The sequence below is a fragment of the Paenibacillus sp. SEL3 genome (genome assembly GCF_054602585.1).
The window spans coordinates 1,554,546-1,569,427 of the sequence record NZ_CM137725.1 but is presented as its reverse complement, the minus strand read 5'-3'; the positions used below and the strand labels follow the sequence as shown (position 1 = coordinate 1,569,427).

Annotated in this window: 14 protein-coding genes; 8 read left to right on the top strand and 6 right to left on the bottom strand. The window is 44.2% G+C overall.

Going from position 1 to position 14,882, the window contains the following annotated elements; translation table 11 throughout:
- Positions 1-85 precede the first annotated feature (85 nt).
- The 4 genes from ACYCS5_RS07505 to ACYCS5_RS07490 all read right to left on the bottom strand — a co-directional run bounded on the left by ACYCS5_RS07505 (position 86) and on the right by ACYCS5_RS07490 (position 5,003).
- Positions 86-2,623, bottom strand: coding sequence for an ABC transporter permease (locus ACYCS5_RS07505; protein WP_459761013.1), 2,538 nt, complete (start codon positions 2,621-2,623; stop codon positions 86-88).
- Positions 2,620-3,297, bottom strand: a complete 678-nt coding sequence (locus tag ACYCS5_RS07500) for an ABC transporter ATP-binding protein (protein ID WP_459761012.1) — start codon at positions 3,295-3,297, stop codon at positions 2,620-2,622. Before ACYCS5_RS07500 ends, ACYCS5_RS07505 begins: the two co-directional genes overlap by 4 nt.
- A gap of 109 nt (positions 3,298-3,406) precedes the next feature.
- The gene (locus ACYCS5_RS07495) at positions 3,407-4,324 is read right to left on the bottom strand and encodes a sensor histidine kinase (RefSeq protein WP_459761011.1); all 918 of its coding nucleotides are present in this window, start codon (positions 4,322-4,324) and stop codon (positions 3,407-3,409) included.
- A 1-nt stretch (position 4,325) separates the two neighbouring features.
- Entirely contained in the window at positions 4,326-5,003 is a 678-nt protein-coding gene (locus tag ACYCS5_RS07490; protein ID WP_029519271.1) for a response regulator transcription factor, read from the bottom strand.
- Between the two features lie 323 nt (positions 5,004-5,326).
- Here ACYCS5_RS07490 and ACYCS5_RS07485 point away from each other — a divergent pair, with 323 nt between their 5' ends.
- The 7 genes from ACYCS5_RS07485 to ACYCS5_RS07455 all read left to right on the top strand — a co-directional run bounded on the left by ACYCS5_RS07485 (position 5,327) and on the right by ACYCS5_RS07455 (position 11,288).
- Positions 5,327-6,280: an ABC transporter permease gene (locus tag ACYCS5_RS07485; protein WP_029519270.1), complete on the top strand. Its 954-nt coding sequence runs from the start codon at positions 5,327-5,329 to the stop codon at positions 6,278-6,280.
- Positions 6,270-7,220, top strand: a complete 951-nt coding sequence (locus ACYCS5_RS07480) for an iron chelate uptake ABC transporter family permease subunit (RefSeq protein WP_039273794.1) — start codon at positions 6,270-6,272, stop codon at positions 7,218-7,220. Before ACYCS5_RS07485 ends, ACYCS5_RS07480 begins: the two co-directional genes overlap by 11 nt.
- Positions 7,214-7,972 (top strand): iron ABC transporter ATP-binding protein, encoded by a 759-nt coding sequence (locus tag ACYCS5_RS07475; RefSeq protein WP_029519266.1) that lies wholly within the window; start codon positions 7,214-7,216, stop codon positions 7,970-7,972. Before ACYCS5_RS07480 ends, ACYCS5_RS07475 begins: the two co-directional genes overlap by 7 nt.
- A gap of 12 nt (positions 7,973-7,984) precedes the next feature.
- Positions 7,985-8,965: a siderophore ABC transporter substrate-binding protein gene (locus ACYCS5_RS07470; RefSeq protein WP_459761010.1), complete on the top strand. Its 981-nt coding sequence runs from the start codon at positions 7,985-7,987 to the stop codon at positions 8,963-8,965.
- A 33-nt stretch (positions 8,966-8,998) separates the two neighbouring features.
- Positions 8,999-9,742 carry an alpha/beta hydrolase gene (locus ACYCS5_RS07465; RefSeq protein WP_165149478.1) on the top strand — a complete coding sequence of 248 codons (744 nt, stop codon included), beginning with the start codon at positions 8,999-9,001 and terminating at the stop codon, positions 9,740-9,742.
- 154 nt (positions 9,743-9,896) lie between these two features.
- Entirely contained in the window at positions 9,897-10,808 is a 912-nt protein-coding gene (locus tag ACYCS5_RS07460; RefSeq protein ID WP_318628090.1) for an aldo/keto reductase, read from the top strand.
- A gap of 153 nt (positions 10,809-10,961) precedes the next feature.
- Positions 10,962-11,288 carry a thioredoxin family protein gene (locus tag ACYCS5_RS07455; protein ID WP_025721930.1) on the top strand — a complete coding sequence of 109 codons (327 nt, stop codon included), beginning with the start codon at positions 10,962-10,964 and terminating at the stop codon, positions 11,286-11,288.
- A 134-nt stretch (positions 11,289-11,422) separates the two neighbouring features.
- On the opposite strand, the gene bacA is transcribed toward ACYCS5_RS07455, so the two are convergent.
- Both bacA and ACYCS5_RS07445 read right to left on the bottom strand, forming a co-directional pair.
- The gene (gene bacA / locus ACYCS5_RS07450) at positions 11,423-12,196 is read right to left on the bottom strand and encodes an undecaprenyl-diphosphate phosphatase (RefSeq protein ID WP_049817085.1); all 774 of its coding nucleotides are present in this window, start codon (positions 12,194-12,196) and stop codon (positions 11,423-11,425) included.
- A 149-nt stretch (positions 12,197-12,345) separates the two neighbouring features.
- A complete protein-coding gene (locus ACYCS5_RS07445) occupies positions 12,346-13,686 on the bottom strand; it encodes a hemolysin family protein (protein WP_176715730.1) in 1,341 nt (446 codons plus the stop codon).
- 255 nt (positions 13,687-13,941) lie between these two features.
- Here ACYCS5_RS07445 and ACYCS5_RS07440 point away from each other — a divergent pair, with 255 nt between their 5' ends.
- Complete coding sequence (locus ACYCS5_RS07440; RefSeq protein WP_039273781.1) at positions 13,942-14,742, top strand: DUF1836 domain-containing protein; 801 nt, start codon at positions 13,942-13,944, stop codon at positions 14,740-14,742.
- The last annotated feature ends 140 nt before the right edge of the window (positions 14,743-14,882 follow it).

Genomic DNA, 14,882 nt, shown 5'->3' with positions numbered 1-14,882 from the left:
TATATAGCCAGCGATAGATGGTTTTAAAGCATACGATAATGACCTAGCTATAAGTTTTTGCTAGGTCATTTCGACTAAGGGGGATTTATTCTGCTGTTCGCAGTCGCTCTACGATAGTTTTCTTGTTGCTCAGAGAATAAATAGCGAGAGGAAGACAGATCCCAAGCACGAGTAGAACAGGCAGCACGAGGATCAGCGGCCAAATAATAAATTTATAACTCATAAACCACATTACGTTACTCAAGGGTCTTGCAATCAAGACGGAAAATAAGCTTCCTAATAAGACGGAGCATATGCTAGTACCGAGCACATAGTATAGACCCTCATAAATGAGCATTGTCTTTAATTGTTTAGTAGTCATACCGATACTTTGTAGTATAGCAAATTCTTGATGCCGGGTCAGAATACTAGTTAGAAGCGCGTTTGCAAAATTAATAATACCAATCACACCAATAATAATACTGAGCGTACCGCCGATCATCAAAATTGTTTTTTGCATACCTGAAAACTCGGCAATCACGGTGGATTTGGATTTATAATGCATCGTTGGCTCCTTTATTTCGGTATAGTTCTTTAAGAAGCTCTCCATCGTTGTTTCTTTACTGTCGGATACATTAAAGGCATAACTCATCACCACAGGCTTCTTCACAAGCGTTTTGTAGATATCCGCCGGGAGGTAGAAGTTAGCATAACTAGCACCGTCTATATTCAAATTGGTTCTCACGCTAACATGACCAAGCACTGTAAATTCATGGCTGGTATACTCCTGATTCAGCGAAGCTTTTGCTGTACCCATATAGTTATGAAGAGTAACCTTTTCACCCACCTTATATTTTTCACTTTCCAAATACGGCTTGTTATTGTCATCTAGGTTAACGTTCTCCAGAATGTACTTCCCCGAAGCCAGCTTACCATAATCAAGCTCACCGTCAATTAATTGTAGTCGATGAAGAGGTAACTCTTCCAGCCCATATGCTATTATAGGCAAGTTACCGTGAGCGTCGGTTTCGTACCCCTCTTTGTTCTCTTTATACTCGACAGTGAGTACATTACTGCCACTGTACAATCGTCCACCTTCTTCAAAACCGGGTTGTGCCTTTATGGCCTGAATATAGCTTTCCGTCGTCGCATTGTCAGGGCCTGTGAAATGTTCTTGAAAATAATCAGCATGTGCAATCAGAAAGTCAGTGTCATGGCTTTTAGACACATACTTATTCATATCCAGACTTTGGGATAATGTAAAAGTAGTATTCAGTAGCACTAGACCTAGAGAAAGGCTAAGCAACACCAAAATAGTCCGCCTCTTATTGCGCCCTAAGTTGACTCGAGCCATCAGGGGAATCTTAGCACCGTTAGTTGATTTTTTTAGTTTTTTCTTCCCCTTTTGGGTAGCTCCGTCTACGTATCTTACTGCCTCAATCGGAGACACAGTTGCCGCAATTCTGCTAGGCTTATATGCACTGATCATAACTGTTATGACTGCAAACAGAGCGGAGCCGATAAAAATCCATGGGCTGGGGGATAGGGTTACCTCAGCGTGCCTATAATTGTTCATAAGCAGCAGAGGGATAAGCGATTTTCCGACCCAAAAACCCCCGAGCAAGCCGATGGGAACCCCGATCAAGGAAAGAAATAATGCCTGTCTTCGGATAATTCTGCTGATTTGCCTGCTGGTTGTGCCGACGGTTTTTAGAAGACCGAAGAAACGAATATCACGCATCACCGAGATTTGGAAAATATTATAGATGATCAAGTAGCCAGTAAGCATAATCAGTAACAGACCAATGGCTAGGGGAAAGACGGCTTCAGGGTTCGAACTGAAAGTGTTGGAAAGATAAGCCCAGTTAACATTACCGTTAATATAGTTTGGTGCATTTTTGTCCAGGGAATAACCGCTTTCTGTAATCACTTTATTAAGATTTTCCCGCATGTTCGAGCTGTTATCGAACATGATACCTGCATTGATGGTTCCGGTCATATCATGATCCTGCTTATATGTGTAGCGTAATTCTTCGGCATGTGCATCTACATAAGCTTTAGAAGCATAAATTTGACCTCTGGCTATCCCGGCGGCGGGGTCACTCTTCCACCAGCCGGAGAGGATAAATTCACGCTGTACCATTTTGCCGTGAACCTCAAGCTTCAAGGACAATGGGGCGCCTTCTTTCAGGGGAGTACCCAGTAACTGTAGGGTCTTCGAGTCTGCGATAACCTCATTTTCCGCCACTGGTTTGTGGCCTTTTTCTAGCTCAATCAATCCTAGCTTTAGTCCTACATCGTCATGATACCAGAACTCCGCACGACGCTTTAAAAAATGCTCGTTTGTCACCTTTCCACTTAACAGGCGGTTATATGCTATCTCTTTAATAAGAGGGTGGTCTTTGATCTGATTAAATTCCTCATCGTTGATATATTTGAGATAACCATGCCCTGCACCACCAGACTGTCGCATCGTTGCCTGCTGGAAACTTTCCATCGCGCCAATTCCCATAGTAAACAGAGATGTAAATAACAAAGTGGTTAAGGCAATAGCGATAACCGCAATAATATTACGGATTTTATTGGCTTTTAAACTTTTATCTGATAAATTACGAACCGCCTTACTGTTTTTTACTTTGATCATCTAGTCGCACCACCTACTATTTTACCGTCCTCAATCCGAATGATCCGATCGGCCATTTGCGCAATTTCCTCGTTGTGGGTAATCATCACCATTGTTTGGGCGAACTGCTGGCTGGATACCTTGATCAATCCCATCACATCCAGACTGGTTTTACTGTCCAGGTTTCCGGTGGGTTCATCTGCCAAGATAATGGCGGGCTTGGCTGCTAGTGCTCTGGCGATAGCTACACGCTGTTGTTGTCCACCGGAAAGATTGTTTGGCAGATTATTCATTTTGTGGTCAAGGCCCAAGGTATGTACAATTTTATCTATGTGGGTTTTGTCGGGTTCTTTACCATCCAGTTCAATCGGAAGTACAATATTTTCGTAGACATTCAAGACAGGTACCAGGTTGTAATTTTGAAACACGAAGCCAATCTTTCGTCTGCGAAAAATGGTCAATTCTTCGTCTTTCAGTGAAGAAATATCTTTGCCGTCAATCGTAACGTTTCCGCTTGTTGGACGATCAAGTCCACCCAGCATATGGAGAAGGGTAGATTTGCCGCTCCCGGACGTACCGACAATAGCAACAAATTCACCGCTTTCCACCTCCAGATTCACGCCGTCTAAGGCATGAACAGCAGTATCTCCGTTCCCGTAATGCTTCCTTAATGCCTGAGTTTTCAATAGGCCCATATACATTCTCCTCCACAAAAAAAATGTCTGTATCGTAGTCATCTACAGTACAGACATTAGCACACTAATCTTTCTACAATCTTTCCGAAATCTAACGGTGTTGAAATAATTAAGTATCCATAGGAAGAAAAATAGAGAAGGCAGAACCACGGCCGTAGTGTGACCGTACTTTGATGTACCCACCCTCCGCAGCGATGATTTCTCTAGCTAAAAACAGACCAATCCCGACGCCCTCCTGCGAGTTAACAGTAGGGGAGCGATAGAAGCGAGTAAAGATCTTCCCTTGTTCTTCTTCTGCAATGCCTATGCCGCTATCAGTAATATCAATTCGACAAAACAATTCGTATGCCATCACTTTTATATCCATGTTTCCGCCTGTCTCTGTATATTTTATAGCGTTATCCATAATGTTATAGACAGCTTCACTGGTCCACTTTAGGTCAAAATAAGCATGAATAACGGTGTCCTCCCTAAAAACTGTTATCCCTTTGGCATCTGCTTTTGGCGTTATTTGCTCCAGTGCAGCATCAAGGAGCTTATGAACAGATTCTCTCCTTGGCGCTACCGTGATAATCCCCGTTTCAAGCCGCGATGTTTTCAACAATGCCTGAATCAGAAAGTTAAGCTTTTCGGCCTGTGCAGATAGAGCTTTCACACAAGTGGAGGTATCCTGTGATAGTTCGTATTCGCTAAGTAGTTGGGAATAAAGCAGGATGTTGGCCAATGGTGTTTTCGTTTGGTGTGAAATATCGGAAATCAGCTCATTTATTTTATTCTTTTCAGCAAGCAGATTTTTGGAGGACACGGAACAAATGGAAAGAAATCTCACGAATTTAGCTTCTATTGAAGAAAGAACGGATTCATCAAAGACATCCTCTGAGAAGCTGCCATTTATCGCGGCATCCAGCATGTTCTCAATGGTTTTCATTGTTTTTTGGATGCTCCTGCGATACAGCATAATAGCACACACAGCAGTGCATACAGCAGCGACGGCAATTCCAATACATATATATAGGAATGTCGTCATCTCATTTCAAAGCCCATGTGTAGCCCAACCCATACACCGTTTTAATATATTGTGGGGAAGAAGGATGATCCTCGAGCTTGTCACGTAGCCTTTTTATCGTAACCGACAAGGCATTTTCACCTACATATTCAGCCCCGTCAGTCCAGATGCTGTCTATTAAATGATCACGCGAAACGGTATTTCCTCGATTGTTGATTAGAATGCGCAACAATTTTTGCTCCGTTTTACTTAGTTCAATCGGTATATCATTCTTATTAAATTCCATCCTCTCAAATGAGAAGGAAAAATCACCTAGCTGAATGGAGTCTGCAAGCGAGTATTTGGATTTCTTAAGCTGAACACCAACTCTTGCTCTCAGTATCATCAGACTGAAGGGTTTGGTGATGTAGTCATCAGCACCCAGCTCAAGACCAGTGACAATATCTGTTTCCATATCATTCGCAGTCAGAACAATGACTGGTAAAGCTTTTGTTTTACGTATATGGGTTAAGAGGTCGAGTCCATTCCCATCCGGCAAGTTTACATCAAGTATCACTAGGTCAAAAGCAGTGATGTTCAATTGTTCTTTTGCAGCAGCAGTGTCATACGTTTGTGTAAATACGTTGTTAGGTTCTTTAAGCGCAAGAACAATACCGTTACTCAAGGCGATATCGTCCTCGACGATTAGTATGTGATTCATCATTCTCCTCCTGTTTTTTTGGTCCATCAAATTAATGAAACCCCAATTCCAATATTTTCTACAGTAATGAAAGAAAGGGCAATCCTAAATATTCCATCTCTATTTTACAGGATATTGCTCTTATTTGCTCATTCGCTCTTTAGACTATTCAGGTTTTGCTAACACCTTTCTTGATATGGTTTATTCATTGCAAAAAAATTTGACAGATACAATATCACTGATATAATTTATGCTAGTTGATTTTGATAATCATTATCATTATTGGAGGGGAGGACAGGGCCGAAGCTTGGTACAGGTTATTGGACAGGCTCCCTTAGTTAGAGATGAAATTGCGCTATTTAATACTGGCTTTTCTGGTACTGGCTTTCGCCTCGGTTTTTATTGGTGTTCATGATGTAACTCCACTTGATTTGTTCCACTTAACCAACGATCAGGCGCAGGTACTCCTGATTAGCAGATTCCCACGATTGATCAGTATTATTATCGCAGGGGCGAGTATGAGTATCTGTGGATTGATCATGCAGCAGCTTACCCGGAACCGATTTGTTTCTCCCACCACTGCAGGGACGATGGATGCGGCACGATTGGGTGTGCTGATGGCTATTATGGTGTTTGGAGCAGCGGGATTTTGGACGAAGATGCTGACGGCTTTCGGATTTGCTCTAGGGGGAACACTGATTTTCATGAAAATACTGGATAAAATCCGTTTCAAGGACCCGGTATTTATCCCGCTTGTCGGCTTGATGTTTGGAGGTATTTTAAATTCGGTAACGACCTTTTTTGCTTACAAATACAATCTGATCCAGGGCATTTCTTCGTGGATGCAGGGGGATTTTTCTCTAATCATGAGTGGTCGCTATGAGATGCTATATCTTAGTGTTCCTTTGGTTGCGCTGACGTACATATATGCGAATCGTTTCACAATTGCAGGCATGGGCGAGGATTTTGCGGCCAATCTGGGCGTACATTACAAGCGCACTGTCAATGTGGGTTTGGTGATCGTGGCTTTGGTTTCCTCTGTTGTCATCTTAACGGTCGGGACAATTCCCTTTTTGGGGCTGGTTGTACCTAATCTCGTCAGTATGTATATGGGGGATAATCTGAAAAAAAGCCTGGCCCATACAGCGATCTTGGGCGCCGTCTTTGTGCTGTTTTGCGACATTTTGGGACGGGTGATCATTTATCCGTATGAAATTTCTGTAGGGCTTACGGTGGGTGTGATCGGGAGCGCGTTGTTCTTGTATTTGCTGCTGAGGAGAAGGGCCTATGAATCCTAAATTAAAAATCGGAATATTAGCTGCTGCCGCGCTTGTGTTGATTGCTGCTTTTGTATTTATAGATCTTCCGCATACCTGGCATTACGCGCTGCCACGACGATTGAAAAAGATCGCAGCTTTCATTCTGACAGGTGGCTCCATTGCTTTTGCAACCGTTATTTTCCAGACGGTTACGAATAATAAGATTTTGACTCCGGGTATTATCGGACTGGATTCGCTGTATATGCTGATTCAGACGACGATTATTTTTGCATTTGGTTCCGTACCCTTCATTTCGACCAGCAAAGAATTGAACTTTTTGCTGTCGGTGGGGCTGATGGTGCTGTTCGCAGGACTGCTATACAAATTAATTTTCCGCAAAGATGGACGCGGGATTTATGTACTTTTGCTGATTGGTCTGGTATTCGGCACGCTGTTTAACAGTTTATCTACCTTTATGGAGGTACTGATTGATCCGAACGAATTTGCGAAAATCCAGGACAAGAGCTTTGCCAGCTTCAGTAATGTAAACACTGAGCTGCTGTGGCTTTCTGTATTCGTGCTTGTGCTCGTATTTGCTTATGCGTGGAGATTCATCAAGTATCTGGACGTGCTGTCGCTCGGACGAGAGCATGCGATTAATTTAGGTCTCCCTTATGGTTTTATTATCAAAAGGCTGCTAATTATCGTAGCGATTCTCATTTCCATTTCTACAGCGCTTGTCGGGCCGATTACGTTTCTCGGATTAATTGTGGCCAATGTGGCTTATCAGGTGATGAAAACCTATCAGCATCGTTATATTATTCCGGCCTCTATCTGTGTCAGTGTTATTGCGTTGGCAGGATGCCAACTGCTGGCAGAAAGAGTATTCGACTTATCGACAACAGTCAGCGTCATTATTAACTTTATCGGGGGGGTGTACTTCCTGTACCTTTTGCTGCGGGAGAATAAGTCATGGTAGAAGTCAAAAACGTAACCAAACGCTACGGGAATAAAAATGTGGTGGATCAGGTATCTGTCACTGTACCTAAAGGCACGATTACCTCCTTTATTGGACCTAACGGCGCTGGAAAAAGCACCTTGTTGTCGATGATCAGTCGCCTGACTGACAGTGATGAGGGAGAAATCCTCATTGACGGGCAGGCCGTGAGCCTGACGAAAAGTGAGGAGCTAGCTCGGAAGATATCGATTTTAAAACAGACCAACGATGTCAATATTCGCTTAACCGTGAAGGAACTAGTCAGTTTCGGTCGTTTTCCGTATTCCAAGGGCAGATTGAACAGCGAGGATCGCAAAATGGTGGAGCAGTCTATGGCTTACATGGGACTGGAGGATATGAAAGATAAGCATATTGATTTGCTTAGTGGGGGACAGCGACAACGGGCTTTTATTGCCATGATTTTGGCTCAGGACACAGAATACATCCTGCTGGATGAGCCACTGAACAATCTGGATATGAAGCATTCGGTTCAGATTATGAAGACGTTGCGTGGTTTGGTGGATGATCTCGGCAAAACGATTCTAGTCGTGCTGCACGACATTAATTTTGCATCCTGCTATTCAGACTATATTGTAGGGATGAAGGATGGCAGGTTGCTAAAACAAGGAACGGCTGACGAGATGATTGATAGTCAGGTATTAAAGGACTTGTACGACATGGATATTCCGATTCAACAGATCGGGGACCATAAAATTTGCGTTTATTTTACTTAGGGGGAATGTTAAATGAAGAAAAATATGATGTTTTTAACGCTGATGCTTGCATTGGTACTGATGGTGTCAGCCTGTGGCAAAGCAGCTCCGGCAACACCAGAAGCGACTGGAAACGGCTCCTCTGCTGCAACAACAGAATCCAAAACCATCTCGGTCAAACACGCACTGGATGAAAACCCGGTCCAAGTCAAAGTTAATCCCAAAAATGTCGTTGTCTTTGATTTTGGTTCATTGGATACGCTCGATAAGTTGGGCGTTGACGTTGCGGCAGTGGCGCAGCAGGATCTTCCTACGTATTTGAGCAAATATAAAGATTCTAAATATGCAAGTGCGGGCACGCTGTTTGAACCGGATTACGAGAAAATCAGTGATCTGTCTCCTGAACTGATCATCATCGGCGGCAGACAAGCTGATGCATATAAAGAGTTGAGCAAAATTGCACCCACCATTTCGATGGCTGTAGACACCAAGGATTATATCCATTCCTTTAAGAAAAATGTTGAAACATTGGGGCAAATCTTCGACAAAGAGGATGCTGCCAAACAGGAACTGGCTGTGATTGATAGCTCCATCAAGGCTGTACATGATAAGGCTGTAGCGAGCAAGGCTAAAGGCTTGATCGTACTGACAAATGAAGGAAGCCTGAGCGCATATGGCTCACAATCCCGTTTCGGTATCATTCATGATGCTTTTGGCGTAACCCCTGTAGATCCTGGCATTAAAGTATCCACGCATGGACAAAAAGTTTCTTTTGAATATGTACAGCAAAAAAATCCGGATTATATTTTTGTCGTTGACCGTGGAGCAGTGGTGGTCGAAGAAGGCAAGGAGCAGGTTACAGGTAAACAAACCATGGAGAATGAACTGGTGAAGAAAACCAATGCATTTAAAAACGGTCATATTATATACCTTGATCCTAACTACTGGTACCTGTCAGGTAACGGTCTGGAATCTGTATCTGAAATGATCAAGGAAATAGATGCTGCATTGTAATGCATACATTTACATCATGGGGGACTGTGTAGGATGAAAGGTCATGTAGATGAAATTTCATTAGATGGGTATCTTGTGCACGTCTATACACCTCCCGTCTCCGTGAATCATAATGAGCTGTATCCTGTGCTGTATGTGCAGGATGGTAGCTCTTTATTTCTAAGCGGATTAGATGAGCTGGAAAGAGGTTTTTCTACGGGGGAGCTGCCCCGTGTGGTGCTGGTGGGTATTCAGCCCGTAAATCGGCTGGATGATTATACGCCTTGGAAGGCAGCTGCTTTAGTAGAAGGAAGACCTGCTTTTGGTGGTGGTGGAGATGCCTATCTGGCGTTTGTGGTTACAAAAGTAATGCCATACGTCGAGGCAAAATATCCAGTGCATACTGGAACGGAGCATACGGGCATTATCGGCGCCTCATTGGGCGGATTAATTTCCATGTATGCCGCCTTCCAGTATAAGGACGTATTCGGACGCGTCGGTTCCATCTCAGGCTCGTATTGGTATCCGGGTATGATTGATTATATGCAATCTGCATCATGTGCAACTGTGAGGGATGGGACACAGCGCTTTTATATATCTGTCGGGACCCGTGAAGGTGAAGGGAAGACGAATGTACAAAAAGATATGGTTCCGCTCACCCTCCAGGCACACGAGTTGCTGCGGACACAGGGACTGGATGCAAAAGATGTGCTTCTTGAGCTGGATCAGGATGCGGTACATCGTGTGGATTGTTTTCAACGTCAATTTCCTAAGGCCGTTCAATGGCTATTCGGATAGTACGAATTAATTACGAATTAATTACGAATCGTATACAACAACCTCAAAGATTGGAGAGTGTGGAGTCTCTATGCCTTTGGGGTTGTTTTTTTCGTATAATAGAGAAATATTGAAAATTTAAAGTTATACGTTATTGGAAGTGAGGGGAGCATAAATGAAAAGAAACCGCCTAGGATCATCAGATTTGCTGGTAGGTGAGATTGGCCTGGGATGTATGTCGGTCGGTACGGAGGAGCAGCAAGCTGTTTACTTGATTCATGAAGCGTTGGATAAAGGCGTAAATCTGTTGGATACGGCTGATTTGTACCAGCATGGACGCAATGAAGAAATTGTGGGGGCAGCGATCCGTGGACGGCGGCAGGATGTTATCCTGGCGACCAAGGTTGGGAATCGGCGCATACCAGGGCAGGAGGGCTGGGAATGGGACCCGTCCAAGAAATATATCCTGTCAGCTGTTAAAGAAAGTCTGCGTCGCCTGGGAACGGACTATATCGACCTGTATCAGCTGCATGGAGGGACAATTAACGATCCGATAGACGAAACCATTGAGGCTTTTGAGCAGCTACAGCGGGAGGGCGTCATCCGTTATTATGGTATTTCCTCCATTCGCCCGCACGTCATCCGTGAATATGTCAAACGCTCGAATATCGTTAGTGTTATGAATCAGTATAGTTTACTGGACCGACGTGCAGAGGAAGAGGTACTGTCTTTGCTTCAGGAGCGGGGAATCAGCGTGATTGCACGTGGACCCGTAGCGAGCGGTGTATTGGCTGATAAGGGGGAAGAAAAGGCAGCGAAGGGATACCTAGACTACGAAGAAGCAGAGCTGCTGGACGTGCGTAAGCAATTAAAGGCTTTTGCAGGGGCGGACCGTAGTATGGGGCAGACAGCTATCCGTTATAGCCTTTCACATCCGACTGTCGCTGCTGTGATCCCGGGTGCAAGCTCTTTGGGACAATTGGAGCATAATATTTCTGCTGCAGATATTGCACCGCTAACTCAACAAGAGCGGCAGGCGCTACAGCAAATTAGCCGAGCCAATCGTTATGATGCGCAATACCGCTGATCCCGGCAATGATGGGACAAGTGTCAAACATGTACCCGTCCCAGTTGCAATTTATAAAAGAACCATTACAATATAAGAATAAGCTTCCGTTTATATAATTCCATATGTGAATATGGAGATGTTTTGTAAATACAACCTAGGAGGGACTAACGAATGGAACGCATCGAATCTCAGCAGCAATATCAGGATTTAATTAACGGTGACGGTCTGACCGTCGTGAAATTTGATACAACCTGGTGTCCGGATTGCAAGACACTGGATAAATTTATGGACGGCATTATAGAAGAAAACGCGGATAAGCGTTTCTTTGCGCTTGATGCGGAGAAATTCCAGCCGATTGCCGACGAAAATCAAGTGCGCGGCATTCCGAGTCTGCTCGTGTTCCGAAATGGCGAAAAAATTGCTCATTTGCACAGCAAATACGCTAAAACGCCAGCTCAAATCTCGGAATATTTGACTACGCTGGAATCCAAACAATAATCAGAACGCATGATAGGGATCGTTCAGTACGATCTATCTTATCTGCAAAATAGTAAAAGGGATATCCAAGGCTGATCATTCAGATCCTATGGATATCCCTTTTTAGTTAGTGGTTATCGGTACCAAACAATGGCTTATAAAATAATGAAAAAGAACACAGCCGCCAGCACGAAGCGGTAAATGGCGAACGTAGTCAGACTCAAGCGTTTGAGCAGACCGAGGAATGTTTTGATCGCCAGCATCCCGACGATAAAGGAAGTAATAAAGCCTGCTGCGAACACCGGAAAATCACTCATAGACAGATGATCCATACTTTTAATCATATCAATACCCGATGCACCCAGCATGACCGGAACCGATACGAGGAATGTAAATTCCGCGGCTGCCGTATGACTTACACGTGCGAATAGGCCCCCAGACATGGTTGAGCCTGAACGGGAGAAGCCTGGCCATAGAGCTAGGACTTGGAACAGACCGATGGTAAAAGCCTGTTTGTACGTGATCTCATCCAACGTATGTGATCTAATGGGCGGATGAAATTTCTCGGCCGCAATCATCAACAGGCCTCCGATGACCAAACTATAGAGAACCGTTTCAGGACCAAACAGGTATTGCTTAATTACATCACGGAACAGTACGCCAATTAGCCCAGCTGGGATCATGGCTAAAATAATATGTAGCAGGTTTAGACGTGGCTGACTCGAGATTTTGCGTCTGAAATCAAACAGGCTCAGGAATCTGCGCCAGTATAATACGACGACTGCCAGCACAGCACCTAATTGCACGATAACCTCAAACGTTTTGACCGTATCATTCTCTGTGTTTAATCCTAGAAGATCAGCCGTGAGGATCATGTGACCCGTCGAAGAGACCGGCAAAAACTCTGTCAGCCCTTCAATAATTCCCATAATAATAGAAGATAAAATATCCACTTTACTAGCTCCTCCTTACACGCGTGCAGGGCAAACGACCTAAGCCGTTTGCCCTGGAGATATGTCATTTCAGTAGGAGTGAACACAAGTGTCAAGTGCAAAGATAAACGCTCAGGTCACACGGTTCATTCCCGGGAAGAAGTGTCCGATTCTGCTTCCAATTCAGATGCGGGGGATGTGTAGTGTAAAATAATCTCCACCCGACGAATACGATTTTTACCCATTTCACGAATGATAAATTTCACATCTTCTTCTATGAATTCCTTGCCCTGTCTAGGTTCCGGAACCCGGCTATACACCCACCCTCCGACAGTATCCACGTCTTCATCGTCCAATGTCAAGCCAGTCAGATCACTCAGATCGGAAAGCATCACTTTACCATCCATCAAATAACTGTTCTCCGTCAGTTTCTCGATTTCCTTCCGTTCATCCTTATCAAATTCGTCCCGAATTTCGCCAACAATCTCCTCCAAAATGTCCTCGATGGTAATGAGACCGGAGGTTCCACCGTATTCATCGACCAGGAGAGCGATATGAACCTGCTCCTTCTGCATACGTTTCAGCAGTGTGTTGACGGGGATAACTTCCGGAACGGTCAAGATCGGTTGAATCAGGCTGTCGAAAACAAGCTCGGGATTGCGATCATACTCAAGGAATAGCTGTTTGGTATTAATCATACCAATGATCTGATCCTTGCTATCTGTCGCCACCGGAAAACGGGTATACTGCTCTTCGTGAATAGTCAGCATGTTTTCTTTTAGCGAGCGATTCGTAAACAAGCATACCATATCTGTACGTGGCACCATAATTTCTTTGGCAACGGTCTCGTCAAAAGCAAAGATACGATTTACGTAGCCATATTCGGTGTTATTGATCTTACCACTTTCCACGCTTTCGGACAAAATGATCTGAATTTCTTCCTGAGAGTGCGCTTCTTCATGCTCACTAGCCGGTTGAAGACCAAACAGACGAACCAGACGATTGGCCGAGCCGTTAAGGAGCCAAATAAACGGATACATAATCCGGTTAAACCACACGATGACTGGAGAGGTTAACAAACTGACAGCTTCCGCTTTGCGGATCGCCAATGTTTTGGGAGCCAGTTCGCCGATCACCACGTGCAGGTAAGTTACAATGACGAATGAAATAATAAAGGCCAGGATATGTGAAAAATCCCCATTGATGTTGAGCTGTTGAAAGAGAGGCTCCAGCAATTTGACTACGGTCGGTTCACCGAGCCAGCCGAGTCCCAACGCTGTAATCGTAATACCAAGCTGACAGGCGGACAGGTAGCCGTCCAGATTATTGACGACCTTTTGTAGCGCCAGTGCGTTTTTACGGTTCTCCACAACCAGCTGATCGACCCGGCTGGAACGGATTTTAATAATCGCAAACTCGGTAGCCACGAAGAAAGCACTAAATAAAATCAACACCGCAAACAAAAATAGACTGACACCTATACCCATATAATTTTCACTCATCCCTTTTTCGTTCAATTTTTTTAAGGAACTCCATTTTAAGTTCACTTGAACTTATTTTAAGAACTTAAAAGAAAATATACAAGGTTCATATGGAATCGTAGCAGGTCGCCTACCTCCAATTTACACAGAAAATAAGGCATAATAGAACCCGCACGTCTCATTGCTTCACTTTACAAGCCTAGTTTGAGGGCGTATGATGAGTTCAAATGAACTTGAAATGTAATAAAGGGAGGAAAGCAGATGGAGTCTTTTACCCTTACTCGTCGTGATATGGCCCATTTGCTGCTGGCCATGGAAGGTCGCCGCGAATTGCAGCCTTTGGCCGTTCTGCAGGACGCCTGGAGGCGCACTCATAGCCATCTCGCCCGCTCCGGGAGCGCGATGCCGACATTTTTATACACCGATGTGACACCTGTGCTAGATAAAATCATCAAGGGTAAGCACAGCGCAGCCTTTTCGCTGCAAGAGATTGTTTCCCTGGGGCAACTAGTCGAGTACAGCCATGTGTCACTAGCATCTATGCAAAATTGGGTCAAACGCGACTTCAAGGAATTTCTCGGCGCTCCGAAGATCGGCAAAAAATACTCGGTCAACCAGGCAGCTATATTGCTCATTGTAGAAGATTTAAAATCATGTCTTGATTTTGAATCCATTCGTCAGCTATTTCATATCCTGTTCCAACAGCCCGAAGATGATACGGACGATCTGATTCAGCCGGTCGATTTGTACGCTGCCTACTCAACTTTGTTTGAGGAGCTGGATGCGAACGGAGACCAACTGCTCGATGTTGCTGGTGCAGGCTATGTAAAGGATAACGGAGATTCCGTTACAGTACAGCAGCGTCAGGAAGGTGCGACAGAGGAGTTGCTGGTTCAGGCGGCTGATCAATACACCAGTCGTTTACAGCATTTGACCCCTAACCAGTGTGAAGCAGTGCGTAATACTTTGCTGGTGGCAGCAGTAGCGGTGCAAAATAGTTATTTTTTGTCCATGGCACGTCGGTATGTGAATGCGACGTTGTTTCTGGACTTCCAAGGGTAAATAAGGATTGGCACTAGAAGCCAATCCTATTTTTTTGCTCTTTTTAGAGGATTGTCTACCCTTTTGGAGACTGAAAAAGTATACAAAAGAGGTATATACACTAAAACGCTGTCAAAGATACAATAAACATATATAATCCA

Bases quoted from the DNA above. Each gene is read 5' to 3' on its own strand.
- ACYCS5_RS07455 (WP_025721930.1), top strand. From the start codon at position 10,962: ATGGAACGCATCGAATCTCAGCAGCAATATCAGGATTTAATTAACGGT.
- ACYCS5_RS07500 (WP_459761012.1), bottom strand. From the start codon at position 3,297: ATGGGCCTATTGAAAACTCAGGCATTAAGGAAGCATTACGGGAACGGA.
- ACYCS5_RS07485 (WP_029519270.1), top strand. From the start codon at position 5,327: ATGAAATTGCGCTATTTAATACTGGCTTTTCTGGTACTGGCTTTCGCC.
- ACYCS5_RS07440 (WP_039273781.1), top strand. From the start codon at position 13,942: ATGGAGTCTTTTACCCTTACTCGTCGTGATATGGCCCATTTGCTGCTG.
- ACYCS5_RS07505 (WP_459761013.1), bottom strand. From the start codon at position 2,623: ATGATCAAAGTAAAAAACAGTAAGGCGGTTCGTAATTTATCAGATAAA.
- ACYCS5_RS07480 (WP_039273794.1), top strand. From the start codon at position 6,270: ATGAATCCTAAATTAAAAATCGGAATATTAGCTGCTGCCGCGCTTGTG.
- bacA (WP_049817085.1), bottom strand. From the start codon at position 12,196: ATGGGAATTATTGAAGGGCTGACAGAGTTTTTGCCGGTCTCTTCGACG.
- ACYCS5_RS07445 (WP_176715730.1), bottom strand. From the start codon at position 13,686: ATGGGTATAGGTGTCAGTCTATTTTTGTTTGCGGTGTTGATTTTATTT.
- ACYCS5_RS07495 (WP_459761011.1), bottom strand. From the start codon at position 4,324: ATGACGACATTCCTATATATATGTATTGGAATTGCCGTCGCTGCTGTA.
- ACYCS5_RS07475 (WP_029519266.1), top strand. From the start codon at position 7,214: ATGGTAGAAGTCAAAAACGTAACCAAACGCTACGGGAATAAAAATGTG.
- ACYCS5_RS07460 (WP_318628090.1), top strand. From the start codon at position 9,897: ATGAAAAGAAACCGCCTAGGATCATCAGATTTGCTGGTAGGTGAGATT.
- ACYCS5_RS07490 (WP_029519271.1), bottom strand. From the start codon at position 5,003: ATGAATCACATACTAATCGTCGAGGACGATATCGCCTTGAGTAACGGT.
- ACYCS5_RS07465 (WP_165149478.1), top strand. From the start codon at position 8,999: ATGAAAGGTCATGTAGATGAAATTTCATTAGATGGGTATCTTGTGCAC.
- ACYCS5_RS07470 (WP_459761010.1), top strand. From the start codon at position 7,985: ATGAAGAAAAATATGATGTTTTTAACGCTGATGCTTGCATTGGTACTG.